Here is a 23,612-nt window from a genome sequence, read left to right on the forward strand (position 1 = left end):
CATCATTTCCATACTGATCACCCTGTGTTCTCCTGCTCAAAAATTGAGCAGAAGCAGTTGAACACCTGGGTCAGTTTTCAGTCGGCAGAACAGCCTCTACTGGGTCAGTTTTCGGTCAGCGGCAACATCATGCTGACCGGTCGAAGAGGGTGATTCCACTGGAATCACTTAGATGATGGGAGGGAGGGCGATTCCACTGGAATCAGGTCTCATGAATTTGGTGTGTAAGCGGTTCTTAAGGGGCAAAACACCGGCTCTGTAATTCTGTTTCCTGGCTGACGGGCTTGATGCTCCTATTAACACTGCTCGCGTGACATCTACATGCAGGAGCAATCCATGTCTGACCTTTTTCAATTGAATCTCGGCCCATTACGTAGCGACATGAGCCTCACACTGCACACCCACCACGCAGCTCGCGTTTGGCATGGCAGACCATCGACGGAGGGAAAGAACGGCATTATCGGACTGAGTGGTTTTGTAGCTTTGATGAATAAGATCAGGCGTAGGGCTGAGCAGGATGATCCCTATGCTGACTTTTGGATGATTCAAATTCAAGAAAAGTTAGAGTCATCTAAATCAGAGCTGCAAAACATCAAAATTCGCTTGGACCAATCCATGAGTGGGCTACCTGATGCTTTAAGCGTGGGTGAAAATGTCAATGTGCATCCCGTTACGCTGCCCGTTTTTATTAGCTCACCCTTTGGCTTTTTAGCCGTCTATTTACTCATCGCATACGACGATATCGTTCGACGCTTGTTGTTGGCTCACCACACGGCATTGATGGGGCGGCGGGATATGGAAATCTGGATCAACGCAGGGGGCAAGGTGTTGCGTAGCCTATTCGGGTTGGCGCAACGTTACAAAGTGTCTGGGGCTACTCGCGATGATTTCATCGTTAACAACGCCGTCGCACGTCAGGCGCGGGAAAAATTTGGAGAGTTGCCACAGGACGTACTGGAAGGAGTTCGTCGCTCGGATTACGCCCCACCGATCTTTCTGCCTCCGCCGCGGGATGAGCTTCATGGCGACTGCGCCGATGACGACATTCCCAATGCGTTGCGAGATGGTGACGCGGTTATGCCAGAAGCTCCAGAAGGGGAGCGCTATGGATCATTCTGAAAGCCTCACTATGCCGTCAGCACCAGAGGATTCAAGGAACTGCGCAAAACACACGCCCTTCCAGCCGCTGCAACAGTCCGCCTTCTCCGCGTTAGAACACACGGCCTTCCTTAAAGGGCTTTTAAAGCCTTTTAAGGGTAAGGGGGACCTAATGCAATTTGGTGATGATTGCAGTCAGTTAATGAACGGTTTGGTGCAGTTGGCTAACGAGCAGGTTTTGGCTCAAGCAGAGCGCTATCCATTTACGTTGTTGCCTATCCGCCTGACGAGGCAGTCCACCGGGGCAGGGACTGTATTCCTTCGTTGGAGTCGAATGGATCGAAGCAAAATGGGAGTCGAATTATGGGGAGACCTGCTTTTGGATGGCAGGACACCAGATGGACTGGTCCCGGAGTTATTAGCCATTGAGCGGCAGCGCGTGACTATTAACATGCAAATTAGCCTGATCCATAGCATCAGCCGCCAAGCGTTCCTTTGCGCTTCCAAAATTAGTGCTGCGGAGCAAATTTATCAGCGGCGAATCTCTTCGCATCATGGAAGAAACACAACGGAGGGATGAGCATGTCTACCAAGTTTTGGGGTGAAGGAAACATCGGCACGAAACCAGAGTTCAGGGAATTTGCGAATGGCAACAAAGAGCCCAGGCGATTGCTCCGTCTCAATGTCTATTTTGATAACCCGGTGCCAAAAGGCGATGGTGAGTATGAGGATCGAGGAGGTTTTTGGGCCAATGTGGAGCTTTGGCACAAAGATGCCGAGCGCTATTCGGAGCTATACAGCAAAAGCATGAGGGTGGTGGTCATTGGTAGGTTGGTGATGGATAAATGGGAGGATGACAGTGGAGGGGAGTGCAGAGCAATGAAGGTGCAGGCCAGTAGGGTTGGAGTTCTGCCGCATCGTATTCAGACCGTTCTGATGACAGCCACTGATCAGACTGCCCTAGAAAATTAGATTGGCGACATTTTTGGTATCGCTAATATAGCAAGCCTAGTCGCAGGCAATTGGTGTTCCGGTGGGCGTCTCCAGTGAAGCCCCGAGGGCTGGTCAGATTTCCCGACGCTTGCCGCATCTTCCTGCACGCTCTCAATCGATCGATTAGCAACGTTTCCTCAGCAGATGATTCGCTCGATAAAACAAAGTGAACGTTGATTCCCGCCGTAAAGAATGCTTCATTAAGAGTACTTGAGCAGAGATTTTTATGTGCGGGAAGCAAGAGTGGAGGGGATGACTCGTTGCCATTGGTACGATAGCCGAGTTTTCACTACTTCGCAGGTTTGACGGAAACTACCTCAATGAACCGATATTTCTTCTGTGCCATTTTCTTCGCATCAAGTTCAGCCTGAAGCGTGCTTAATGTATCGACTTCGTAGACAAATAGCTCGGTGTCCCCTTCAAACACGTTACCTACGCGTAACATGACCTGCAGCTTTGGTACAAATCGTTTGGCCACCTTCCGCGTGCTGGCTACTGTCGAAGGCGCGACGACGATGGCATCCGAGTGAATCTGTGGATCCGTTAACTGCTCAGCATGCGCCGATCCAAACAATGCTTGACGCATATCTTCTTCAGTCATGATGTTCTCCGTTAATGATTTATTTTTCCTGAAGAGAGGTAGAAAAAGCACCGAGGGCATCGTCAGTGAGTGCTTTCAGCTCTATCGCCTGCTCACGAATGTAATCCAGGTTATTTCTGTAGTAGCCTGGCGATCCGGAGCGTTGGATTGCAGGGATTGAATCAAGCCAGTGCTGCATATCTATCAACTGATAAATCAACACCCTTAGCGGTCGAGCCACAGCTGAAGGAAGTTGCGTGAGTGTAGATGTCGCAGTCAGCAAGTCTGGAATGTGTTTCTGGAAATCTCCATCGTATGGATCGATGTTGATGAATTCATCATCCTCGGAATATGAAGGTTCGCTTGTTTCTATGAAACGTTCTAATGAACGATGCATTTTGAGCAGTGGAGCGTAGAAGCTGAGAATGAGATTTTTCGCTTTTTCACCATCCTCAGCTACCTTGACTCGTCTTTGGTTCCAGTTGGTAATAGCGGGTATAGCGACAGCCACGCAGATGGCTGCAATTGAGCCTACTGCTTGAACCCACGCGGCCTGTTCTGATGAGGACAAGGCGGACCACCAAAGGATAAGCTCCATATCAGTTTCCTATTACAGTTCACGCTCGCGGCGGTGGGTGGCAGCTTTGAGTTGATGTAGCTGCTGTGCCACTTTTCCCCAAGAACGTCTAAACGGATTTTTGGTCGATTCCCACTCTTTTTTCAGTAGATGTCGATTCACGTTTGTACACCTCTACTACTTTAACTCTGGGTACAGCGTCAGTGCTTGCAGCGTTTTCTACCTACCTTGATAGCGAAGCGGGGATGGAAAAAACGAATTAAATCTTGCAGACCTCACACGGCAATCTATATTCAGCTTGAGCTGGATAGCCACATGCCATCTTTTCATTCTCGAATTGCTGGAGAATACCTTGAAAAAGCTGTTCGTCGCTTCGACTTGTGTCGCTCTGCTATCTGGTTGTGTCGGTGATTTTGCCCCGACACCGGAATGGCCATGGAAGAAAACATCTCCATGTTCAGGAGCCTGTACCGACGAAGCGGCCGACAAAGCTTACTCAGATGCGATGACCTATTGCAGTGAGACGCAGGAATATTTCTATCGCGGTGGTAAGTACATTGCCGGAGGACGTTTTGCTACAGCTGCTGTGGGCACAATTGCAGGAGCTGTATTAGCACCAATCACAAGTGGTACAGCGTCCACTGCTTGGTCAGGTATCTCAGGTTCTTCTAACGCCTTGCAAGCGTCTATGGATGACAACTTCGCTCAGGCTGCAGCTGTACGTCGCAGAGCAAGCGTTGCCGAAGCAGGGAAAACTGGGATTCTGGCGTACAGCAATGCGACTACTCCTGGATCAAAGGTCACTATTGCGGTTTCTATGGCTTTTAACTGCAGCGTTGCCGGCGCATCTGCAGATGCATCCAGCTTGCAGGCAATTGCAGCGGCACCGGTCAATACGCCTAGTGGTTCAGCCGTCACGCCAACTTCGTTTCCGTCGGCTCCCGTGACAGTTCCTCCTGAAGCTCCCGCCGCGGCCCCCCCTAAAGATAAATAAAGGTACCACCCGTGTTTGCTAGAGCATTAGCGGCTGACCAAGGAGCTTTGGGGAGCAACTGAATGAGCTGATGCGGGAATTTAATTTTGCTTACTGCCAGGGGAATTTTCCAAGTGATATTCATCAGGATTTTCCTCAATCACTTAATCAGGTGTAATCAACTCCGGTCCCTGATTCCTGACATTACCCACAGCCTTCCCTACCGGAAACCATTCAAATTCCTCTGTTGGACGGCAATGCTCTTTTGCAATTTCTTCAGCTCGTGACGATGTAATCCCGGGATCAAGCCATTCATTGGCGTACTCCGCTGCCAACACCAAGGGACGGCGATCGTGGATGTCCACCATCCCTTGGTCACTTGCGGCGGTGATAATTACGAATCCATCCCCCTCATGAGGTTCGACTCCAGAGTGGACCTCAGCAAGAGCCCCGAAGAACATGGGGCGCCTGCTTTTAAGACGGATGAAATAGGGCTGATTCTTCTTCGGATCATTCGGATCTTTTACCCATTCATACCAGCCTTCGCTGGGCACAATCGCACGACCGTTTGGCCACAGCTGTTTAAAGAACTTTCCGGTGGTAACCGTCTCGACTCTTGCATTGATTGGGTCAGGTCGCTTTCCCTTGGCCCAGAACGGCGCCCATCCCCAGCGCACTGCATCAATGTGCAAGCTATCCTCATTGGTATGCAACACCTGCACGCGTGTCGTCGGCGCGACATTGAATCGGTTGATCGGCTCCGCATCATAGCCGCTGAATAATTCGATCTGAGGACTCAATTCCTCAATAAAGATTGCCATTCCTTCGTACTGCACAAATCGTCCGCACATAAAACTCTCCGCACGTCAGAAGCCTGGAACGGCTGGAACCGATTGCTCTCTACACGATAGACCTTCGCGAGAGAGGTTCGTCGTGACCTTCGATAACCATCAAATAACCGAGGCGGAACTTTGGTTTGACCTAACGATAGTCTTGCTCCTATAGCCGGCTTACTCGAATACCGTGATGGGGCGCGCTTGACCTTGGCTGATGATCTCTAGAGCCGCGAAGTCATCAATGCATACGGATGGCTTGAACTGGTAGCGGAGGGCGTTCGCGCCTACTTCGAGGGGCTCTGCTGACTCTGCCGCTTGTCAGATATCTCTTACGCAAAATTGACCGCATTCTCGTCTCAATATTAACTGTACGTTCATACAGTAATTGTAGAAGGGCAGCGTCATGAGCTTCAACATCCTGGGTTCCATAGCTACTGGCGGCGCTCAGTTGCCTCTGTGCTCGTTTCAGGTGCCGGCGGGCTTTCCGTCGCCGGCGGCCGATCACATCGAGCAGCATATTTCCCTAGATGAAGTGCTCAACATCAGGGCACCTCATGTTTACTTGGTGATGATCACAGGCGATAGCATGCAGGGAGTTGGGATTTTCGAAGGCGACTTGGCGATTGTTGATCGCTCGATTGAGCCGGCTCACGGGAATATTGTGGTGGCGCTGCTGAACAACGATCCTATGTGTAAGCGTCTCTGTAAGCGCGGTAAGGACGTGATTCTGCTATCCGAAAACCCGAAATATCCGGCTCGATACATTCTGGAAGGTGATGAGCTATCGATCTGGGGCGTGATCACCAGCACAGTGCGCAGTCATGTCTAAATCGCCGGTGTTCGCACTTGTCGACTGCAACCGCTTCTACGCTAGCTGTGAGCGCGTGTTTCGTCCGGATCTGGCGCGCGTCCCGATCGTCGTCTTGAGTAACAACGATGGCTGTGTCATTGCACGTAGCTATGAAGCCTCTCCCTTCGTCAAAATGGGCGAACCGTACTTTCAAATTAAGCACAAGCTCAGACAGCACGGGATTGTGGCCTTCTCGTCGAATTACGCGCTGTACGGGGATATGAGCGAACGAGTGATGACCCTTATCGAGAGCATGGTGCCTGCCGTTGAGATCTACAGTATCGACGAGGCTTTTGCGGATCTCACAGGGGTGGATGGCCTCGATGCGCTGGGACGTCAGATCCGAGCCCGAGTCCTTCGCTGCACAGGTATTCCTGTTGGCGTTGGCATAGCCAATACCAAGACGTTGGCAAAATTAGCTAACCACACGGCAAAACGCCTACAGGCTCAGACTGGTGGTGTGGTGAATATCACCGATCCGGTGAAGCGTGACTGGGTATTGCGGAATACCGATGTGGCAGAAGTTTGGGGCGTCGGCCGCAAGATGAAACTGCAGCTAAATGCTCTGGGGATCAAGTCAGCTATGGACCTGGCCAACGCTGATCCGTGGACGCTCCGAAAAAAATTCAGCGTGGTGGTCGAAAAGACCGCTCGGGAGCTGAGTGGTATGCCTTGCCTAGAGCTAGATGAACCAGATCCTCCAAAGCAAGAGATCTGCTGCAGCCGCATGTTCGGTAAGCGTCTGACGGAGTTAGCCCCAATAAAGGAGGCAGTGGCTACCTACATGATGCGAGCTTCTGAAAAGCTCCGAGCTCAGAAGTCGTTGTGCAAGAAGGTGCGGGTGTGTATCCGCACGGGCATGTTCAATCCCGAGGAGGCGAAGTATGCCAATGGAGTTGTGATGGATATGCCATACCCCACTGACGATGTGCGCCTGCTGACTCAGGCGGCGGTAGGTGCGCTTGATCGCATATTTAGACCTGGGTTTAAGTACAGCAAAGCTGAGGTGATGTTGCTCAACCTTTGCCAGCCCGGCGAGTACACCGATGATCTGTTCGCTACATCGCAACCCGTGGAGGCCACACGGGTGATGACAGTGTTGGATGAGATCAACGGGCGGTGGGGAAGGGGAACATTACGTTCGGCGAGTGTTCCGGTGGGTCCTGATTGGGGTATGCGACGTGAAATGATGAGTCAGAGTTACACGACTAGGCTTGACCAGCTCTGGTCAGTAGATTGTAAGTGAAGTCAGCTATCGGCCAATTGCAGTCATACAGGAAAGGCAGAAAACGACCCGGGGTAGGACCTCGGCCGTTCGGACGCTGCCCTCATTACGACTTTCATCTTGAGCCGCTCCCAACTCGTTCCAACCGCAGCTGTATAAATTCCAGCAACGCCCGAACCCGCGCGGTCACGGAATGGCGGTGGCTGTACGCGCCAAGCAATTGCAGCGGCGCAGCGCGAAGGTCCAGCGACACTTCCCGCAATCGGCCCGCGGCAAGATCTTCCTGGCATGGATAGGCTGCCACTATCGCGAAACCGATGCCTTGCCGCGCGCCCGCCAACGCAAGCTCTCCGCTGTTGACACGATAGCGACTACGCACAGACACCTTCACGATTTCGCCTGTGCCGTCGAGAAACAGCCAGGGCTGGCCCTTCAATGCGCTCAGTGTAGTAATGCACGGCAAGGACTCTAGTTCGCGCACTTGTCGCGGAGTTCCCGTTTTGGCTAACAGAGCGGGAGCCGCGACCACAATGCTGGGTAGCGTAGCGAGTTCGCGGGTGATGATGGTGCTGTCATCCTGGCGCCCACGATGGAAGACGATGGAGAGGTCCACGTCTTCCCGGAGCGCTTCTAAACCGGTCAGGCGTGTGTCGCACTCCAATTCGACGCCGGGATGGAGGCTACAGAATTCGGCCAGGATAGGGGCCAGTAGCCTTGGCGCTTCGCCTGGCATGCACATCCTCAAGGGCCCCCGCAGTTCACGCTGCACCGCGCCAAGTTCTTCCTCAGTGGAGAGCAAGGAGTCGAGCAAAGGTTTTGCACGTTCGTAGAGAAGTCTGCCGGCTTCAGTCATGCGCAGGTGGCGAGTACTTCGCTCCAGCAAGCGAACGCCCAATCTGCGTTCCAGCGAGGCGACGTGGCGGCTGACGTTAGAAGATGGCAGGGACAGCAGGCGCGCCGCGCCGGCAAAGCTTTGTGCATCGACGACCGCCACGTATACACGGACGGTGTTCAGGTCGAGGGCATTGCGCATGATTATCCCGATTAAGGTATTAAAGTCGCCCATTTTTACATAATAGTTCTCCCCATTGACGGAATCTAAGATGCTGTCTCGTCCGATGGGTTGTCGCCGATGGCGCGTTGGGGCGGATTGAATAGGAGATCCAGCGTGGAAATCGGAATACTTGGCGGCGGAATTGCGGGGTTGAGCATGGCGCTTGCCTTGCGCAAGCGGGGACACAGTCCCCGGGTATATGAGCGCCGGGCGGGGCCAGCGACCATGGGGGCTGGCGTGACGCTTTGGCCCAACGCTGGCTTTGTGCTGGAGGAACTGGACCTCCTCCAAGACATCGCGGCAGCGGGTGGCCGGCCAGTGGTAGTGCGCCGCCAGGACGCTGCGGGCAATTCGTTGGGGGGCATAGATATCGCGCTGCTGGACGAGACAATGGGATATCCGACTCATACCATTTTGCGGAGGGACTTGCAGGCCGTGCTGCTGAAGCATGCGGCACAGAGCGGAATCCCGGTGGAGTTCGGGCATCGGGCGGTGGGGATAGATCTGGAGGCTAATGGCAAAGCGGTGGCGCGCTTCCAGAACGGGGTGAGTATCCGTCCAGATCTGCTTATCGGCGCCGATGGCCGTATGGGGTCGGTGGCACGCGAGTTCGTTGCGGGGGATAACACGCCGGTTTATCAGGGATTTGTGAACTGGATAGGTGTGGCGCAGGGGGAAAGTGCGTTGGTGAGCGATATAGCGATTCAGGACTATTGGGGTTCGGGCAATCGCTTCGGTTGCGTGCCGGTCCGGCCGGAGTTGGTCTACTGGGCAGCGGCGCAGGCGCGGCCATTGTCAGGGCCGACGCCCGCAGCCGATATGCGCAAGGAGATCGAGGATCTGTTCGCGGGATGGCCGGAGCCTATCGCCCGTATCATCCAGGCAACGCCGACGCACGCCATCCGAATGATTGCCGTGCACGACTTGGAGCCGCTGCATGCGTGGAGCCGGGCTAATGTGCTGCTTGTGGGAGATGCGGCGCACGCGCCGTTGCCGACATCGGGCCAGGGCGCTTGTCAGGCGTTGGAAGACGCTTGGCACCTTGCTAGATGCCTGGAAGGAACGAACGGCCTTGATGAAGCCTTGCAGCGCTTCGCGGAGATCCGCGGGCCGAAGACCGCCAAGCTGGCCGAGCAGGGTCGAGTCTTCGCTCGAGGTCTGTTTGCCACTGATCCTGAAACCTGCCGCATTCGCAATGAACGCGCCAAGGCGTCCGATCCCTTGCGTGACGTGCAGGCCTTGGCGACAGGATGGTCACAGGGTTTGCCGATGACGGGCTGCATGGAGAGCACGCCGATGGATGGCGCTGACTTCGGCAGTCTGTACCGCCTCTGAAAGACTGTGGCAATCTGGACACCGCATGGCGTCTCCGGCCCCGAGACGCCTCACTGTAAACCGTGGCCCATGACATTGCCCGCCGCGCTGGAGCGCCAAGTCTGGCAGCTCACACTGATGCTCTTCATATGTCGGCTTCTGGCCGGTTAGCGACCGTTGCTCTGATTAGTCATCCTTGTCCTTCACCACGTGGAGGACTTGTCGTGAACATCATCGCTACCTGCAGCCGTCAGCCCTGGAACAAAGGAAAACTGGTCGGGCGGAAAACCCCACTCCGACTGAGCGATATCTGGGCCATCCGAGTAAGGCTTCAAATTGCGGAAAGAACCCGAGATCTGGCTCTCTTCGATCTGGCCATCGACAGCAAGCTTCGAGCCTGCGACTTAACCAAGCTCCGCGTGCGCGATGTCGCTCATGGCGAGCACGTATCATCACGAGCCATGGTGATGCAGCAGAAAACGCAGCGGCCTGTGCAGTTTGAGATCACTGAGCAAACACGGTCTGCTCTCGCGGCCTGGATACACCGGGCCCAGCTACACAGCGAGGACTGCCTTTTTCCTAGCCGGCTGCATACTTCAGACCATCTATCTACTCGTCAATACGCTCGTATCGTCAAAGGCTGGGTTAAAGCCGTAGGCCTTGATCCTGCGATGTATGGCACACACACAATGAGACGTACGAAAGCATCACTGATCTATCGCAGGACGAAGAACCTGCGGGCGGTTCAGTTGCTGCTCGGACATACAAAACTGGAGAGCACTGTGCGATACCTGGGGATTGAGGTCGATGACGCCCTGGAAATGGCGGAACAGACTGAGGTTTGACCATGTATAGCGACGGTCGAAGTCAGACCGTCGCGAACCGGCCAGAAGCAGTCATCCCGTGATCACTCTACAACCTCTACGCGCAGTATCAGCCAAAAGAGCATCAACGCAGTGAGGAACAATACGGTGTGAGCGGTTTATAAAATGCTCTATTGCACAAGCGCGCGGATGGGGATGGATAAGCTGGCATATTTGAGGGTGTGCTGCTGAAAGCCGACGCGATTTTTGCAGAGAAACTCCCTGAAGAGCGGTTTAGATGCCTATTGAGCTGACCGTCGGGTCGTTGTTCGCCGCAATCCGACTTCTGGGCACTTTGCGTGAGACCAGCGTGATGGTTCAGCCTCCAGATGATTCTGCATCGCACAAAAGCTCCAGCAATTCATTCGCCAGGGCCGCCGCTTCTTGTCGATAGTCGGTATTCCAGCGGCTCGACCAGTTAATAGGCTTTCCCTCATCCTCCCACTGCGCCAATGCAAGCCAGTTGAGTATTTCCAGCTCGAACCAAATACGCTGCCAGGCGACGGCGTCCTGGACTGACGCTGTGTCTTTCCACTGGAATTCTGTTTGCGCGACAAATGCCGCCCATGCGAACACATCTTCTGAGGCTCGCTCGCCGAGCGTTCGGAAGTATTTCGCGCTAGCCAATTAACGATTCCTTGTAGTCGTGCACCTGTCTAGTAAATGTCCATCCCCGGATACAGAGCTTCAGGTGGATGATAATCGGGGTCCTCAAACCTACTGTTCTGGTAATAGGTTTGGGCCGTCGGTCCATCACCGTTGTAGGTCACCTGCGGATTCGGCGTGAGATGCCAACCGTTTCCTTCTGTGTCGCGCTCAATCAGCGATGCGTACACCCTACAGCTGCCTGATGAGCCGGATGTTAGCCTGAACTGGTAATAGAGTCCGGCTTGGGGAGTAAACTTCGTCGAGATGTGGCAGGAGCGAGTGCGTGACCCCTCCCAGAAAAGATCCACCTGCGTTTCGATACCGGGTCGGATCCGCGTTTCGTAATAGTCCCATGTGAGGTCTTGCCCTGCCTTGGGCATGCCCACGTCTTGTGTATGGGTGAACGGCAGGAGGCCGGTGCGAACAGCGCCGCCCGAACGTTTACCGTTTTCGTATTGGTAAACTTCGGCATGTTGCGTGTAGTCGACGATACGTACCCAGGCAGGATTGGGCTCGTTTTCGGGCGCGGTGAAGTAGTTGGTGTGGGGCAAATACTGGCAACCTGCGAACAACGGCAGCGTCAGGAAACAGAGGGTACGGCGAATAGACATAAAACAGTCCTTTACGGGATTGTTGTACAGACCACAGAACTGCAGGTGAATTTCAAGGCTGGCTCCACTCTGAAGCAAAGTCAGCCGCCATCTGTGTGTTTCGGTGGGGGCGATGGCAAGGTGTCGGCCTCAAAAGAGGTGATTAACAGCATCAGGGCCACCAGTGCACAGGCGAGCCCGGAAACCATCATTGCCACATGAAACCCGTGCTCCATCGCGGGAACAAAAAGTGTAGAAACAATCAGCGAGTCACTTGATGCCACACCATGAGCAATCACATACCGCGCAATCTCATGCGCTTTGGCTACCCCTTGATCACGCAGCGCGGCAGCTAGCACTCGTGACGCCTCGCTGCTCATGAGCGTGCCCAAAAAGGCGACGCCGATTGTCATGCCCATCTGACGCAACGCGTTCATCGTGGTAGAGGCCACCCCCATACGATCAATCGGTGCGGCGGTCATAACCGCCATGCTGGTGGCAGGTACTGCGAGACCGGCTCCGAGCCCCAGAAGCCCGAACAGGGTGCCCACAATCCAATAAGGGGTATGTGCTGTGAAGGTCACCATGGTAGACATCGCCAGCGCCGTCACGCCATAACCGGCCACCAGAAGTCTTCGCGATGTCATCACTGCGCTCAAGCGCCCGTACAAAATCGACACGCAGCCGGTGACCAGAAACTGCGGCATCATTCGCCAACCCGTTTCTACCACTGACAAGCCTTGAATCGTCTGTAAATAGATCGAGAAGAAGAACAGGCAGCTGTAGTACGAAAAACCCAGGGTAAAAGAGGCCAGGTTGACCACGGCAAACGAACGCCTGCGAAACAGCGAAAGTGGCAATAACGGTCGATCTACACACCGCTCTACAAACATAAACAAAATAAACACCACCAGGGCAACTGCCAGCGCCGCTATGGGTATCAAAGAGTTCAAGCCCGGCTGGCCGATACTGATGAGCCCATAAGTCAGGCTGGCAAGACACACGACGCTGAGCACTTGCCCTGCCGGATCCAGCGCTGTGCGCGCTTGCTGTTTGTGCTCCCTGATCCCCCAGATGCCCAGGCCTATGGCAATCATCCCAAGAGGCAGGTTGATAACAAAAATACTCTGCCAACCTATGCCATGGAGCAACAAGCCACCCAGCAATGGCCCCAGGATAAGCGCCAATGCGCTGAACGCCGACCAGCCACCAATGACGTGAGCACGCTCTTCAGCGTCTGGAAATGCATGGCTGAGAATTGGCAGGGCACCCGGGATCAGAAGCGCACCGGCGACTCCCTGCACCGCCCTCCCGAACAGCAGTAAATCCAGGTTGGATGCCATAGCGCAAACTGCTGAGCCGACAGTAAACACCCCTACACCTGCCAGCCAGGCCCGCTTATGCCCATAACGATCGGCGATTGGCCCCGAAGACAGCATGAAGGCTGACAAACAGATCGTGTATGCATTGACGATCCATTGAAGACCGGAAATATCCGTTTGCAACGCGTCTTGCAGTGTCGGTAGTGCCACGTTCACGACGCTGATATCCAGCGTAGCGAGAAACGTGCCGAGGTAGGCTGCACATAGCGCCGCTACGCGGGGAAAGCGGCGGGTGACCGGGTTATCTGAGGCGGAGCGATCAATGTTCATGCCTCATGATATTTGCCGACTGACCGTCGGTCAATGGATCATTCCAACTTTTTCCCACCTCGATTGGTTCCCTCCTTTACACTGATTTCCTTTGACGAATTGTTTGAAACGAGACGATGAAAACCAAAGCCCCCGTAAAAGCTCCGGCGACAGAACGTGCTCCCAAGCCCCGGACCAAACCCGCCGAAGTACGTCTGGATGAACTGATGGCGGCAGCCGAGAAGCTTTTTCTAGCTCAGGGGGTCGAGGCCACCACGATCAACGAGATCGTTGAGTCAGCTCAAGTGGCCAAGGGCACGTTTTATCACTACTTTTCTTCCAAGAACGAAATGCTTGACGCTCTGGCCGTGCGCTATACCGAGCGCTTCATGCTCAGCCTGGACAATGCAATGGCGCGCTGCGCTGCCGATGACTGGGAAGAGCGTCTTCGCGCCTGGATTCACGCCAACATCGAAACCTACGTCAAGACATATCGTATCCACGATATCGTCTACGTGAACCACCACCATCATGATCGTGCCAACGGCTCGAAGAACGCTATTCTCGAGCAATTGCTTGCGATTATTGAAGGGGGCAAGCTGGCCGGCAATTGGGCGCCAGAACATCCGAACGTTGTGGCATTGCTCATTTATGCGGGCGTCCATGGCGCGACTGATAACATCATCGCCGCTAATACCGAGGACTTCGCCCCGTTTGCCCATGCCGTTGCTGATGCTTGCCTGCTGATGTTACCCAACGGCGTCAAACAAGCCTGATCGGAGGCGGTGCTTCGGCCAGAAGCAGACGCTCGCCAGTATATTTTGGTGCCTTATCGTTCTACTTGGCGTTGCCTCAGGATATCGGTGGCTGAAGGGAGCTACCATGTGCCTCGTAACCGACCGGGGCACATGAAATGCTCAGGCTTGCCTGGCTGGAAAGGCGCTGACCTGGCGCTATGCATACGTCCCCCCGACATCTCACGCCTGTAGGCGCGAGCTTGCTCGCGAAAACCCCATCAGCCCTCCAACTCGCCAGCCCGATAAATCGCAGTGTGATTGTGAGCCACCCACGCCCTCGACGGTTTGGTTTGTTAGGATCTTTACAGGTAGGTCGACTGACTTAAGTGGACGGTTACGCTGACATTTTCGCATGATCGGAAAAGCGTACGACAACGGTATACCAAGGAAGCTGCTTATGCGCAGACGTCACCTAGGAGCCATCCGCCACATCCAAATCAGTGATCCATTGCCATTGCCGCCTGTGCCGCAAAAAACACGACTGCATCGCTTCTTGCGGCAGGGCGAGTTTGCCGAAATCAGGCCTTGTGTCACTCATGCGAAATTGGCCCTCACTTGACCACTCGTTTGCATCGCATTTGACCAGCCATTTTCAACGGAGTGACCAGCACGAGTCGTGGTCATTGACGGCCACGAATTGCCATCAGCCCTAGATTACAACCGCATTGCCGATGGCCGCGATTGGACGCATACCACGACACGCGTTGCAGGGAATCATCCAGATCGCTCAATTTATCAGCTGTGACATCCTCGCCGGCCGAAAGCAGAAAGTGTAGTATCTGCGACCGATCAATCCGCTGATCTCTGATACCCAATATGCATGCAGCCAACAGAACATCGAACCGCTATGACGGTAAACACGTTGTAATTGTGCATGGTTATACTGCCTCGCCCAATGTGAACTGGTTTCCTTGGTTGGCGGAGGTGCTACGGGAGCAAGGCGCGCAAGTTAGCATTCCAGCTATGCCTGATTCGTTCAATCCTGATCCAATAAAATGGGCATTGGCGTTGCAGCAATCACTGCCAGCAGCTGACACAAACACGATCCTCATAGGGCATAGTCTTGGATGCATCGCTGCTCTACGGCACTTGTTGTCCTTACCCGCACACACCCTAACTGGCGGAGTCTTGCTGGTCTCCGGCTTCGATAGAACGGTGTCTACGTTGCCAGAGCTACACGCCTTCACAGATGCACCGCTGGACCACGCGGAAGTTTGCCGTCGTACACAGAAAATCATCTCGCTGTTTTCCGACAACGATTCAATTGTTGAGCCGGCAGCATCTATCGAACTGTCCCGCAACCTCAAAGCCGAGCAAGAAGTCGTTAGTGGTGGGGGACATTTTCTCGACCGCGAGGGATTTGTACAGTTTCCAGAAATATGTACGGTTATTGCGAGGCTTCTTGGGCACGAGACACAGATTTAGCCGCTGGCGTATCCACGGGACACGCACTCGTTACTGCTATGTCTCGGCGAAGTTCACGCTCCAAGCCGGACGCTATTACCAATTCATGTTGACATCCGGTTCGGGCGGGACATGTACGTTGTATCCGTCGCTGATCGAACGCGACAAAGATGGGACCGGATGGCATCTGACTCCCAATTCTGAGGTGACGTACGAAGGCGAGGGGCCTACTGCCAAAATGCATTACAACAATAGTCGTTTTGAAGATCCCGATTACCACCCACCTGCGGATCTTTATCCTGGCATCGATGTTAACTGAAGGGCGTGTGATTCACGCCTAGCCGATGGCTGCCACTTACGGATCAATGTCAGGGGATATTTTATGGGTGCCAGGACGTACTGGCTCAGCGAGAGCGAACAAGCGTCGGAGAATCTCTTTGCATGGTCGGCTTTTGTCGCGCAAACCATCGCGCAAATTCTGCACTGAACCATCCACGAAAGGTTCGAACGAATCCAAGCCCAAGCCGTTCTGGTCTCGGCGTGTAAAAGACGCAATGGCAGTTTCGGATCGGACGCTGCCTAGGGCATTAGGCAACCTTGACAGCTTTAAGTGCAACGTCGAGCTGCGATCTGGCATTCGACTCATAGCGGCAGGCGAGCAGTCAAATTACCGAACTCTACAATGTCCGAAACGGATTCCTTCTGAGGCCTTGAGGGCTGCAACGTCTTGCGAGCGATCATCGGAAGGGGCTCCTCTTGATCAGTTGCGGTTCTCACTCGTCTTTTAACGCCGAGTCAGGAACAGGCCCGGTAGCTGCTCTAGCTACCATGTAATCCGATCAATTTCCTCTTGGTTCATCGCACGCCAATCAGTCTGGTGGATACCGTAATCAGCTTGAGCGTACTCAAGTGCCTCCTCCAGCGAAAGCATCAGATGGTCCCCTTCAATCTGCTGGCTGGTGTAATCAATGAAGCGAATCTCCATATAAACCGGTGGTTCGTCCTCACCCTCAACCTCGAGACCAAACAGCACGATAGCCGTAACACTGGGGCGATACTCACAAATGCACCGCACCTTGGCAAAGAGGTACAAGGGGGGCTTTTTCATATAGGGACTCCTTCACTGCTCAAGTGGTGCATGGGGTACAAGCGACAGCACAGGGTCGGTTGCAGCCTATCTCTACCGGCAGCTGACGACCCACAGGCGTCAGCAACCAGAGTCAGAGCGGAGGCCGGGGCTCGCGTCGTATAGCCATCGCGTTCCTGGCTACCACACCAAGATGGGAAATATATCGTGCCGCGTACTCACGACATAAGACTCCAATCCATTTTTCTCAGGATGGATTTGCAAGATCATTTGCGTACTGAAGGTGATGGTGAAAACCCCAAAACTATCAATTGAAAAAGCTTCTACATCGTGGTTTAGAAAGTCGAAAAGTAAAGGGCTTGTGGCAGCATCTTCACCATGCCCCCACTTGCATACCCTATTGATATCACAAGCGAATGGGCACTGAATTAACACGCTAGCCATATCGCCAAAAAGCAGGATCTGCGAACCGATCCCGACAGTTACACCTGTTAGCGCGGAAGGAATCATTTCGGCCAAATCTGAATCATTTATCATCGTGCCGTGCTCTTTTCATACAGGTGGTTGTTGAAGAAGCATAGGCCTGAATCGGCTCTCATTTAGTAGGCAGATCATATAACCATTTGTTAGCGCGGCCACCCAGGCTGACCGTCCGACGTTAGCGGAAGCGGCTTGGGTGACGTCAGCTTTTGGCCGAAAACGGTACTTGGATGAATGACCGCTTTTGGCCGATTGCGGCCCTTCGCGAGAGGCAGCAATCTGCCAATAGCTGCCGGTGGCTACAGAATGCACTGGGCTAAGAAACCTAATCACCAATCGCCTCGAAGTAGCTAAGCCCCCTCGGTGGTGGTTGGGCTGCATTTGATTAGCGCGTTGTTAACAGAGAGCCCCAACCATATAGTTCCTGTCAAACCTAAAATCATAAACACCATAGGCTTGGTTTGACGATTTGTGATCTTGACCCACTCATTGATATCCACGCCTGAAGGAGATGGATTGATTTCTGGATGTGTGTGCCATTCGCCCAGATAGTCCATGGTCTTTTCACTAACATGCCATTGGTCCAAGGCGATTTGCTGATGATGATGAGCGGACCTGTCAAATCGGAAGCGGCGGCACCGGTCGGTCAACTGCGGAACTGTAACTTGGACGATGTGAAGGTGTGGACCTTTCCGATATCCCAGTAAAATCCCGCCCGCTTCGGTTTTGTCGCTTCGATCTTGGCGGTACCTATCCATGGTCTGGAGAGGCGCGCCTTCTACAAGAATTTTGTGATGATGTGGCGAGGCTTCCCACACTATTGCGGTTCGCATGCAGGACAGCCCTTGATCTTCGAGAGATTTTTATTTTTCAAGCTGAACACGTCGGCGTTTGCTGTGGCACGCGTTCTGAAGCATGGAGTAGGCGATCCCTGTAACCAGTCACACACCATCTCTGTGGCCAGTGCCGCAGCATGTAGAGGTGCGGAGACGGCGTAAGGTGTGTACGCGCGGCAGCCATCCGTTCTGCGAACAGACGGGTTTTTGAGTACCCGATAGCGTTCTTGCCGATGAGCATTGGCACTGGGAACGAGAAGGCAGCGATAGCACCCGCCGCCTTTGTCGTCAGTCCAAAGCGCTTGTACTGCCTCTCCGTTACCACGGATCCACACATGTAAAATAGGTATGTGGCTTTTTCGCTGTAATCGCAGGCCGTTAAGGAGTTCGCTTACAGCTTCCTCACCGGTCGCGTCAATTATCAACTCCGATCCCCATAGCCCTTGATGAGCAAATACGCTCCCTGTGATCGACTCAATCTTGCTGTGGGGAAACTGACGATTCAAATCTGCTGCAAGTGCAGTGGCTTTGAATTCGAAAAGTGACGGATAGCCAAGTATGTGGCGGCCTAAATTTTCTGGCCCTATCCGGTCTGGATCAATCAGTTTCAAGCCGCCAAGTTTCCCTGTGCCTGCACCTAGGCGCAGCATTGCATGAGCGACAAATGAGCCGATGGCTCCGCAGCCCACCACGGTTACCCTTTTATTATAAAGATCTGGGAAGTGAAGGTTTCTGCTGTGAACAAACTGACTGCTGACCTGCTCGATGGATAGCCGGATGAGAGGTGTTTCTCCTCCCTTGTTGTGAAGCCATTGCCTGTAACGATTGGGGCTTCGGCCGTAGCCTTTTCTTTTTAAATGGTCCAGGTTGAACCCAAAACCAATCCAGCCGACAGGCGTGTCGATGGCAAAAGAAACATACTTGAATTTCAGGTAGTCAGGCTCAGAGAGGATTTTCTGGACGCTGGCTGAAAGAGCCTTATCCCACGTGCGTAACCAAGAAAACAATTCCTTAACAGTCCCTGGCATGGCCTTTGGTACTGCCGGGGTGATATGGGTTTTCAACAGCCAGCAACGAAGACTTGAAGGCCTTAGCGTCCCACCCAACGACGATGCGAACGTTTCTGCTTCTTCACGGTCACCTGAAATGAATACACGCTTCTTGCCGGATTTTTCGATGATGAAATAGTGCGCGCACAGGTCTTTTTCGGTCGTGTGTCCCATGAGGACGTTCCATGGGGCGCTCATCTGGCCATATTCCCAATGAGTGGGAAATTCATCTTGAATGTCACTGTCTCGGTACTGGGGGTCCGTAGCGATTCGATCGAGTATCGCAGTCGCTTGGTTGAGGCACTGCAACACAGCGGTCGCGGGATCGTATCGATCAAGCGTTACGGAGCCGGGTGCGAAGTAGCAGAGATTACCCAACACATCGATGTGCGGCATCAGTTCAGGGAGGAAATCAGGACGATCCAATATGCAGATCGCCGGATAGCTCAGGAAATCCCAATCTTTGATTGTAAGTTTGACTGACACGTCGCCTTTTTTACACGCCAGCCCCCCTTTAAAGGCACTCACCGGTAGCTTGGCAGCTACCGGTGTAAAGCCACGAGCTCTGAGCGCCCGTAAGGTTTCGCCTAAAGCGCTCATAGGGTTCTTCAGCCTGCACTACTGGACAGAACGACGGGTGGGGCTACTTTTTCTGGAGCGGTGTTGCGGATCGCATCCGCTTCACCGCCCACCTCAATCAGTGTGGCGTCCCAGGGCATTCGGCTGCCGAACTGGGCTCTCATTTGAGTCACCGCTTGGCCTTTTTGATGCTCTCGCATCATCCGGCTTTCGTAGATTGCGGCTCCCAGTTCGGCAAAACGACGCGCAGCAATTGCACGGTCAGGCCCCTCAAGGCGATTGAAATCCTCTTTCTTGTCATCTATCCCGGCTTCCCTTATCTCGCCCTTGAAGACAACACCCAAATGTTTGGCTGCTGCTTCAGTTACTAGGTCATCGCGACCGGATTGGGCAACAAAGTTCTGGGCAACTGCAATCATGATCGAGACGGATGTTGGGCCGCCGTTATCCCAATGCTCGTCCCGCCAAGCCTTGAGGTAGCGACATACTCGACGCAGTTGTTCGCCATGCTCTTCGACGCGGTCTCGAAACCAGTTTGCTACTGCTTCCGGATCAGACTCACGCCATTCGCCACTACGAGTAGCCATTGCAATATGGTCAAGATCTTTCCACTGCTGCGACTGATAGCTTTCATCCATGGCACGGGCATTTGCGATGTGTTCGATGCCATCCAGCATCGCTTTCTCAAGCGAGACCCGCTCGGTAATGGTCTCGAATTCTTCTTCGGGTGCAGCGTACAGGGGAAGGTCGATATGGGCCCAGTCAGCAATTTGAATACGTATGCAGGTTTTTTTGCCAGTGATCAGGTCCCATTTCTCTGCCTTGCACAGGTCTTTCAGCAGCTCTTCGACCAAAGAAAAGTATGCTTTGGCCATCTGGTGGGGCGGGCCATTTTCCTCCCATACAGTGACAGGGAGGTAAACACCATAATCCCAGTCCATTTCTTGAGCTGGGGACTTGGCAGGCACGACGCACGTGTTATAGGACCAGGACCCTTGAGTTCTGAATCGTGGTTCCACCACATGCTCCATGCCTAAAATAGTTTTTGTAGCTGCACGAATGCGTGGCTTCAAATGTTCACGAACCTTGTTTTTGCATTCCATCAAGAACTTGCGCTGCTCTCGCGTAGGTGCAATTCGATCCTCAAACACATTGGCGTCCGCGCCACCCTTATGGAAGAGCTTATTCAGTTTCAGCATTTTCACGACTCCCTTGGGTAGCGTTAGGGCCATAGAAGAATTGCGGCGGTGATGACCGGTGAGCAAGGAAAGGTTGAAACTCGTCCTTCCCCAGCCAGAACTTAGATTGCTCAGAGGCGGCGCCCAGCAGGGCCTCTTTTGCGGGGCGGTCTGCTTTATCGAGCGCGACTGCGCTAGCGCGCTCGTCAGTTAAGGTTTCGTCGATATGGATGTAGCGGCCAGGAAGACGGTGACGAAGCATAAAATCGCTCAGCGACTCAAGAACTGATATGGATAGTCCAAAGAGACGCTTGGGCGTATTAGAGGGGTTGATGCCTCCCCAGTCATAGGTCCCCCCATCGCGGTTGCGGCCGGGGTTGGCGGTGAACTTCGAAGACATGGTACCGATGGATAGCAGGTGCACGGTCTCGGAAGGTTGACGGAAGAAAGTCTGCGTTTCGTGGTCGGCTAACAAGCCTGGAGCATTGGCATACAATCCTCCATCGACGTACTGGTTGTTATTGAATGTGTGCCGGGGGAAATAAGCAGGAGCGGCGCTCGTGGCTAAGGCGATGTCTACCAGCCGAAATTGATGGTCGCGTTTGAAGCTAGGATGGTGTGAGGTCTTGAAAACTTGAGGCTGTCCGCTCGAGTAGTTGATTGCCGGGATGAGCACTGGGTGTTTGCAGTCGCCCAGCGTACGTTGACCGAAGAGCGACGGAGCACTGAGCAGGCTCTGCAAAGGTTTTGCAGAGTACGGTGCTCTCAGCATACCCATCAGAGAGAATCGCCGTTTGAAGATTTCTTCCCCATGCTCAACAAATAGATCAACCATAGTCTTCGCAGGAATACGGGAAGCGATTGCCAAGGCAAGAATGCCTCCGATAGAGGTGCCTGCTATCAAGTCAAATCGGGTAGCTATGGGCGCCCCAATCTCCTCCTCTAAATCCGCGAGAATCTTGGCTGTGTACAGCCCCCTAAAACCACCACCTGATAGCGCTAGAATCTGAAAGCGCTCTTGCTTCGATTCAACCACAGTACTTCTCCTCGCTAGTGGATAGTGGGCAAGAAGCATCGTTTTGATCTATCATGCTCAAATCTCCAAAAAGCACAAGATATGGGTTCGCCATTCCATTCAAGCACAACATAGTGTGGTTTGTCGGCAGTTGCAAGGCTTATGCCTGTGGATAACTTATTAGTATGTATATGGATACAGTCTGTAAGCCACAGGCTTTATGGGCTGTGGCCTTCAAGAAAAAAACCTTGGATCCGGAATTTTTTAACCGCGTCGCTGTGGGTGATTTTTGACGCCTGAAAATCGACGCAGATAGCTGTGGATAACTTATGCCCTGCTGACCCTTGCACCACCAGACGGATGGCGGAGATCTTGATTTTGCAGAGGTTTCAGTTAAGCCCGAATGCCCATTAATTGGTGAAAGTGATGACGGCCCAAAAAAAGAACTGTTTTTACATCTTCCGATGATCTGTTGCGTTGATCGGGCGGTTTGGCTTATGAGAGAGGGTGGCATCCAGATCAGGCTATGGGGCTGGACAGTCAATTAGCCCGGAAGATCGAAATGCATCTAGCATTTTCACACATGCCGCCCCGCGAGTGGGCACTAAGGTTGGAAGTACATGGCTTTCTAGCTTTACCTTAGCCACCTCGGGACAGCATCATGGCTTGATGGGCCTCTACAAATGCAGGACCAGTTAACGGAATATTACATAGTGGAAAACGATACGGTATTGCAAGATCAAGACTTTCCAGTAAGGGTGCTGGAACAGATCAAACGGTTGAAATCGGAATTGTTCTCCGGAGTCGGACTCGTCTTCTACTCTCACCTTGAAGAGTTACCGAGCGTGCCCCTGGGACATAGCAACGCGATGAAGCCAGATCTCCCGATATTAGGGGCCGAGGCCATATCGCGCATATTAGCTAAAGTTTCTGACTACGCGTCACCCTGGCACGACGGATTCCACATGATCGACGTGAAGTCACAATCGCTCACACATCTTTCACAGTTTCTAGCGCCTCCATTGACGGGCTTAGCACAGCTTCCCGAGGATTTGCCTGGTGGTGCAAGGCAGATGACAGCGCTGCTGACATCCCTAATACCCGGGATTGCGTATGTAGGTGTGCTCAGTATGAGTAACGAGGTTGTTGTGTACAAAAATGGAAGGACCCTAAAGGGAGCGACTGAGAAAGATGAATAACCTAAGCCTCACAGAAACCGAACTGCAACGCTTGTTGAAGGTATACGTCAGCCTGGTTTTAGCTGTCGCGATCTTTCTTTATTTCATCCTTCTTCTTTTAGGATACGAAATGCTTACCGCCGGGTGGCGTGCTATTTCATACGGTTTAACTATTATCACGTTCCTATTCGGTATTTTTTTCAAGCTGGCGTGGAAATCCTCGCGGATTGCGCGATGGATGCGAAGACCTATAGTGCATGGAGTATGGCGCGGTACACTTAGCTCAGACTTTCAACAGGCCGGTAAGTCGCCGTTAAAAATCCCTATCATCTTTGTAATCCGACAAACGTATTTGACCATATCGATAGAGTCATTCACGAAGTCTCAAGAAGGGGAGTCGAAGCTCGAAGCGTTGATTCAAAACGGTAGAACTGAGGCTACCCGCCTTTGTTATGTTTTCGAACTTAAAAGGTTATACCAGGGTGAAAACAAGCTTACCACTGGGGCAGGTGACCTGCGCCTGGTCAATGATTCTAAAAATCTCAGAGGTCATTACTGGACCAACTCACCGACCTTTGGGGAACTCCAGCTGGAGCTAATTTCCCGTGAATGTGCTGGTGTGGATTGTTACGAGGTGGCTGAACTGAAATGGCCGTCTACTATCATCTATAGCACCTCAGCTTAGATAATTCGGTGCTAGCTGACTGACTCCTTTAATCGCCTCGAACTCCGTAGACACACCGAGTGACTACTTTTGGCCGAAAGGGGAGAACCACC

At 53.2% G+C, this 23,612-nt stretch carries 25 protein-coding genes; 12 read left to right on the top strand and 13 right to left on the bottom strand.

The window, feature by feature from the left end; translation table 11 throughout:
* Nucleotides 1–336: 336 nt before the first annotated feature.
* From JMV15_RS09720 to JMV15_RS09730, 3 genes are read left to right on the top strand one after another with little or no spacing between them, the layout of a single operon-like run.
* Complete coding sequence (locus tag JMV15_RS09720) at nucleotides 337–1,119, top strand: PFL_4669 family integrating conjugative element protein (protein WP_201491358.1); 783 nt, start codon at nucleotides 337–339, stop codon at nucleotides 1,117–1,119.
* Complete coding sequence (locus tag JMV15_RS09725) at nucleotides 1,106–1,678, top strand: DUF3158 family protein (RefSeq protein WP_235991932.1); 573 nt, start codon at nucleotides 1,106–1,108, stop codon at nucleotides 1,676–1,678. Before JMV15_RS09720 ends, JMV15_RS09725 begins: the two co-directional genes overlap by 14 nt.
* A 2-nt stretch (nucleotides 1,679–1,680) precedes the next feature.
* The gene (locus JMV15_RS09730; RefSeq protein WP_201491359.1) at nucleotides 1,681–2,070 is read left to right on the top strand and encodes a single-stranded DNA-binding protein; all 390 of its coding nucleotides are present in this window, start codon (nucleotides 1,681–1,683) and stop codon (nucleotides 2,068–2,070) included.
* Nucleotides 2,071–2,380: 310 nt separating this feature from the next.
* Here JMV15_RS09730 and JMV15_RS09735 read toward each other — a convergent pair whose 3' ends face one another.
* Nucleotides 2,381–2,692, bottom strand: coding sequence for a hypothetical protein (locus JMV15_RS09735; protein WP_201491360.1), 312 nt, complete (start codon nucleotides 2,690–2,692; stop codon nucleotides 2,381–2,383).
* A 19-nt stretch (nucleotides 2,693–2,711) separates the two neighbouring features.
* Nucleotides 2,712–3,269, bottom strand: a complete 558-nt coding sequence (locus tag JMV15_RS09740; RefSeq protein WP_201491361.1) for a hypothetical protein — start codon at nucleotides 3,267–3,269, stop codon at nucleotides 2,712–2,714.
* Nucleotides 3,270–3,600: 331 nt separating this feature from the next.
* Here JMV15_RS09740 and JMV15_RS09745 point away from each other — a divergent pair, with 331 nt between their 5' ends.
* The gene (locus tag JMV15_RS09745) at nucleotides 3,601–4,242 is read left to right on the top strand and encodes a hypothetical protein (protein WP_201491362.1); all 642 of its coding nucleotides are present in this window, start codon (nucleotides 3,601–3,603) and stop codon (nucleotides 4,240–4,242) included.
* Nucleotides 4,243–4,385: 143 nt separating this feature from the next.
* Here JMV15_RS09745 and JMV15_RS09750 read toward each other — a convergent pair whose 3' ends face one another.
* Nucleotides 4,386–5,072: an SOS response-associated peptidase family protein gene (locus tag JMV15_RS09750; RefSeq protein WP_201491363.1), complete on the bottom strand. Its 687-nt coding sequence runs from the start codon at nucleotides 5,070–5,072 to the stop codon at nucleotides 4,386–4,388.
* 388 nt (nucleotides 5,073–5,460) lie between these two features.
* Here JMV15_RS09750 and JMV15_RS09755 point away from each other — a divergent pair, with 388 nt between their 5' ends.
* Together JMV15_RS09755 and umuC are read left to right on the top strand one after the other, a co-directional pair.
* Complete coding sequence (locus JMV15_RS09755) at nucleotides 5,461–5,886, top strand: LexA family protein (RefSeq protein ID WP_201491364.1); 426 nt, start codon at nucleotides 5,461–5,463, stop codon at nucleotides 5,884–5,886.
* Nucleotides 5,879–7,153 (top strand): translesion error-prone DNA polymerase V subunit UmuC, encoded by a 1,275-nt coding sequence (umuC, locus tag JMV15_RS09760; RefSeq protein WP_201491365.1) that lies wholly within the window; start codon nucleotides 5,879–5,881, stop codon nucleotides 7,151–7,153. The genes JMV15_RS09755 and umuC overlap by 8 nt, the downstream gene beginning before the upstream one ends.
* 94 nt (nucleotides 7,154–7,247) lie before the next feature.
* On the opposite strand, the gene JMV15_RS09765 is transcribed toward umuC, so the two are convergent.
* Nucleotides 7,248–8,198 (bottom strand): LysR family transcriptional regulator, encoded by a 951-nt coding sequence (locus tag JMV15_RS09765; RefSeq protein WP_235991933.1) that lies wholly within the window; start codon nucleotides 8,196–8,198, stop codon nucleotides 7,248–7,250.
* A 102-nt stretch (nucleotides 8,199–8,300) separates the two neighbouring features.
* Here JMV15_RS09765 and JMV15_RS09770 point away from each other — a divergent pair, with 102 nt between their 5' ends.
* On the top strand, nucleotides 8,301–9,521 hold the full coding sequence (locus JMV15_RS09770) for an FAD-dependent monooxygenase (RefSeq protein ID WP_201491366.1): 1,221 nt from the start codon (nucleotides 8,301–8,303) through the stop codon (nucleotides 9,519–9,521).
* A 203-nt stretch (nucleotides 9,522–9,724) separates the two neighbouring features.
* A complete protein-coding gene (locus JMV15_RS09775) occupies nucleotides 9,725–10,345 on the top strand; it encodes a tyrosine-type recombinase/integrase (RefSeq protein ID WP_201491367.1) in 621 nt (206 codons plus the stop codon).
* 336 nt (nucleotides 10,346–10,681) lie between these two features.
* Here JMV15_RS09775 and JMV15_RS09780 read toward each other — a convergent pair whose 3' ends face one another.
* From JMV15_RS09780 to JMV15_RS09790, 3 genes are all read right to left on the bottom strand, one after another.
* Complete coding sequence (locus tag JMV15_RS09780) at nucleotides 10,682–10,990, bottom strand: hypothetical protein (protein WP_073454119.1); 309 nt, start codon at nucleotides 10,988–10,990, stop codon at nucleotides 10,682–10,684.
* Nucleotides 10,991–11,019: 29 nt separating this feature from the next.
* Complete coding sequence (locus tag JMV15_RS09785) at nucleotides 11,020–11,622, bottom strand: hypothetical protein (RefSeq protein WP_003192635.1); 603 nt, start codon at nucleotides 11,620–11,622, stop codon at nucleotides 11,020–11,022.
* Nucleotides 11,623–11,702: 80 nt separating this feature from the next.
* Nucleotides 11,703–13,253 carry an MFS transporter gene (locus JMV15_RS09790; RefSeq protein ID WP_201491368.1) on the bottom strand — a complete coding sequence of 517 codons (1,551 nt, stop codon included), beginning with the start codon at nucleotides 13,251–13,253 and terminating at the stop codon, nucleotides 11,703–11,705.
* A 116-nt stretch (nucleotides 13,254–13,369) separates the two neighbouring features.
* Here JMV15_RS09790 and JMV15_RS09795 point away from each other — a divergent pair, with 116 nt between their 5' ends.
* Together JMV15_RS09795 and JMV15_RS09800 are read left to right on the top strand one after the other, a co-directional pair.
* On the top strand, nucleotides 13,370–14,008 hold the full coding sequence (locus tag JMV15_RS09795) for a TetR/AcrR family transcriptional regulator (RefSeq protein ID WP_003192639.1): 639 nt from the start codon (nucleotides 13,370–13,372) through the stop codon (nucleotides 14,006–14,008).
* Nucleotides 14,009–14,845: 837 nt separating this feature from the next.
* Nucleotides 14,846–15,454, top strand: a complete 609-nt coding sequence (locus JMV15_RS09800) for an RBBP9/YdeN family alpha/beta hydrolase (RefSeq protein WP_003192641.1) — start codon at nucleotides 14,846–14,848, stop codon at nucleotides 15,452–15,454.
* Between the two features lie 802 nt (nucleotides 15,455–16,256).
* On the opposite strand, the gene JMV15_RS09805 is transcribed toward JMV15_RS09800, so the two are convergent.
* The 6 genes from JMV15_RS09805 to JMV15_RS09830 form a co-directional block, all read right to left on the bottom strand.
* Entirely contained in the window at nucleotides 16,257–16,541 is a 285-nt protein-coding gene (locus tag JMV15_RS09805; RefSeq protein WP_032900782.1) for a hypothetical protein, read from the bottom strand.
* Nucleotides 16,542–16,700: 159 nt separating this feature from the next.
* Entirely contained in the window at nucleotides 16,701–17,057 is a 357-nt protein-coding gene (locus JMV15_RS09810) for a hypothetical protein (RefSeq protein ID WP_003192646.1), read from the bottom strand.
* Nucleotides 17,058–17,350: 293 nt separating this feature from the next.
* Nucleotides 17,351–17,833, bottom strand: a complete 483-nt coding sequence (locus JMV15_RS09815) for a Mov34/MPN/PAD-1 family protein (protein ID WP_201491369.1) — start codon at nucleotides 17,831–17,833, stop codon at nucleotides 17,351–17,353.
* Nucleotides 17,818–19,485, bottom strand: a complete 1,668-nt coding sequence (locus JMV15_RS09820) for a ThiF family adenylyltransferase (RefSeq protein WP_201491370.1) — start codon at nucleotides 19,483–19,485, stop codon at nucleotides 17,818–17,820. The genes JMV15_RS09815 and JMV15_RS09820 overlap by 16 nt, the downstream gene beginning before the upstream one ends.
* 8 nt (nucleotides 19,486–19,493) lie before the next feature.
* On the bottom strand, nucleotides 19,494–20,663 hold the full coding sequence (locus JMV15_RS09825) for a CBASS cGAMP synthase (protein WP_201491371.1): 1,170 nt from the start codon (nucleotides 20,661–20,663) through the stop codon (nucleotides 19,494–19,496).
* Complete coding sequence (locus JMV15_RS09830) at nucleotides 20,647–21,678, bottom strand: CBASS cGAMP-activated phospholipase (RefSeq protein WP_235991934.1); 1,032 nt, start codon at nucleotides 21,676–21,678, stop codon at nucleotides 20,647–20,649. Before JMV15_RS09830 ends, JMV15_RS09825 begins: the two co-directional genes overlap by 17 nt.
* A 692-nt stretch (nucleotides 21,679–22,370) precedes the next feature.
* Between JMV15_RS09830 and JMV15_RS09835 the strand changes: the two genes are divergently transcribed.
* Entirely contained in the window at nucleotides 22,371–22,856 is a 486-nt protein-coding gene (locus JMV15_RS09835) for a hypothetical protein (RefSeq protein WP_201491373.1), read from the top strand.
* Nucleotides 22,849–23,520, top strand: a complete 672-nt coding sequence (locus tag JMV15_RS09840; RefSeq protein WP_201491374.1) for a Cap15 family cyclic dinucleotide receptor domain-containing protein — start codon at nucleotides 22,849–22,851, stop codon at nucleotides 23,518–23,520. Before JMV15_RS09835 ends, JMV15_RS09840 begins: the two co-directional genes overlap by 8 nt.
* Nucleotides 23,521–23,612: the final 92 nt, after the last annotated feature.

This window comes from Pseudomonas paracarnis (assembly GCF_904063055.1).
GTDB classification, from domain to species: domain Bacteria; phylum Pseudomonadota; class Gammaproteobacteria; order Pseudomonadales; family Pseudomonadaceae; genus Aquipseudomonas; species Aquipseudomonas paracarnis.

Bases quoted from the DNA above. Each gene is read 5' to 3' on its own strand.
- JMV15_RS09720 (WP_201491358.1), top strand. From the start codon at position 337: ATGTCTGACCTTTTTCAATTGAATCTCGGCCCATTACGTAGCGACATG.
- JMV15_RS09725 (WP_235991932.1), top strand. From the start codon at position 1,106: ATGGATCATTCTGAAAGCCTCACTATGCCGTCAGCACCAGAGGATTCA.
- JMV15_RS09730 (WP_201491359.1), top strand. From the start codon at position 1,681: ATGTCTACCAAGTTTTGGGGTGAAGGAAACATCGGCACGAAACCAGAG.
- JMV15_RS09735 (WP_201491360.1), bottom strand. From the start codon at position 2,692: ATGACTGAAGAAGATATGCGTCAAGCATTGTTTGGATCGGCGCATGCT.
- JMV15_RS09740 (WP_201491361.1), bottom strand. From the start codon at position 3,269: ATGGAGCTTATCCTTTGGTGGTCCGCCTTGTCCTCATCAGAACAGGCC.
- JMV15_RS09750 (WP_201491363.1), bottom strand. From the start codon at position 5,072: ATGTGCGGACGATTTGTGCAGTACGAAGGAATGGCAATCTTTATTGAG.
- JMV15_RS09755 (WP_201491364.1), top strand. From the start codon at position 5,461: ATGAGCTTCAACATCCTGGGTTCCATAGCTACTGGCGGCGCTCAGTTG.
- umuC (WP_201491365.1), top strand. From the start codon at position 5,879: ATGTCTAAATCGCCGGTGTTCGCACTTGTCGACTGCAACCGCTTCTAC.
- JMV15_RS09765 (WP_235991933.1), bottom strand. From the start codon at position 8,198: ATGGGCGACTTTAATACCTTAATCGGGATAATCATGCGCAATGCCCTC.
- JMV15_RS09785 (WP_003192635.1), bottom strand. From the start codon at position 11,622: ATGTCTATTCGCCGTACCCTCTGTTTCCTGACGCTGCCGTTGTTCGCA.
- JMV15_RS09790 (WP_201491368.1), bottom strand. From the start codon at position 13,253: ATGAACATTGATCGCTCCGCCTCAGATAACCCGGTCACCCGCCGCTTT.
- JMV15_RS09795 (WP_003192639.1), top strand. From the start codon at position 13,370: ATGAAAACCAAAGCCCCCGTAAAAGCTCCGGCGACAGAACGTGCTCCC.
- JMV15_RS09800 (WP_003192641.1), top strand. From the start codon at position 14,846: ATGCATGCAGCCAACAGAACATCGAACCGCTATGACGGTAAACACGTT.
- JMV15_RS09805 (WP_032900782.1), bottom strand. From the start codon at position 16,541: ATGAAAAAGCCCCCCTTGTACCTCTTTGCCAAGGTGCGGTGCATTTGT.
- JMV15_RS09810 (WP_003192646.1), bottom strand. From the start codon at position 17,057: ATGATAAATGATTCAGATTTGGCCGAAATGATTCCTTCCGCGCTAACA.
- JMV15_RS09815 (WP_201491369.1), bottom strand. From the start codon at position 17,833: ATGCGAACCGCAATAGTGTGGGAAGCCTCGCCACATCATCACAAAATT.
- JMV15_RS09820 (WP_201491370.1), bottom strand. From the start codon at position 19,485: ATGAGCGCTTTAGGCGAAACCTTACGGGCGCTCAGAGCTCGTGGCTTT.
- JMV15_RS09825 (WP_201491371.1), bottom strand. From the start codon at position 20,663: ATGCTGAAACTGAATAAGCTCTTCCATAAGGGTGGCGCGGACGCCAAT.
- JMV15_RS09840 (WP_201491374.1), top strand. From the start codon at position 22,849: ATGAATAACCTAAGCCTCACAGAAACCGAACTGCAACGCTTGTTGAAG.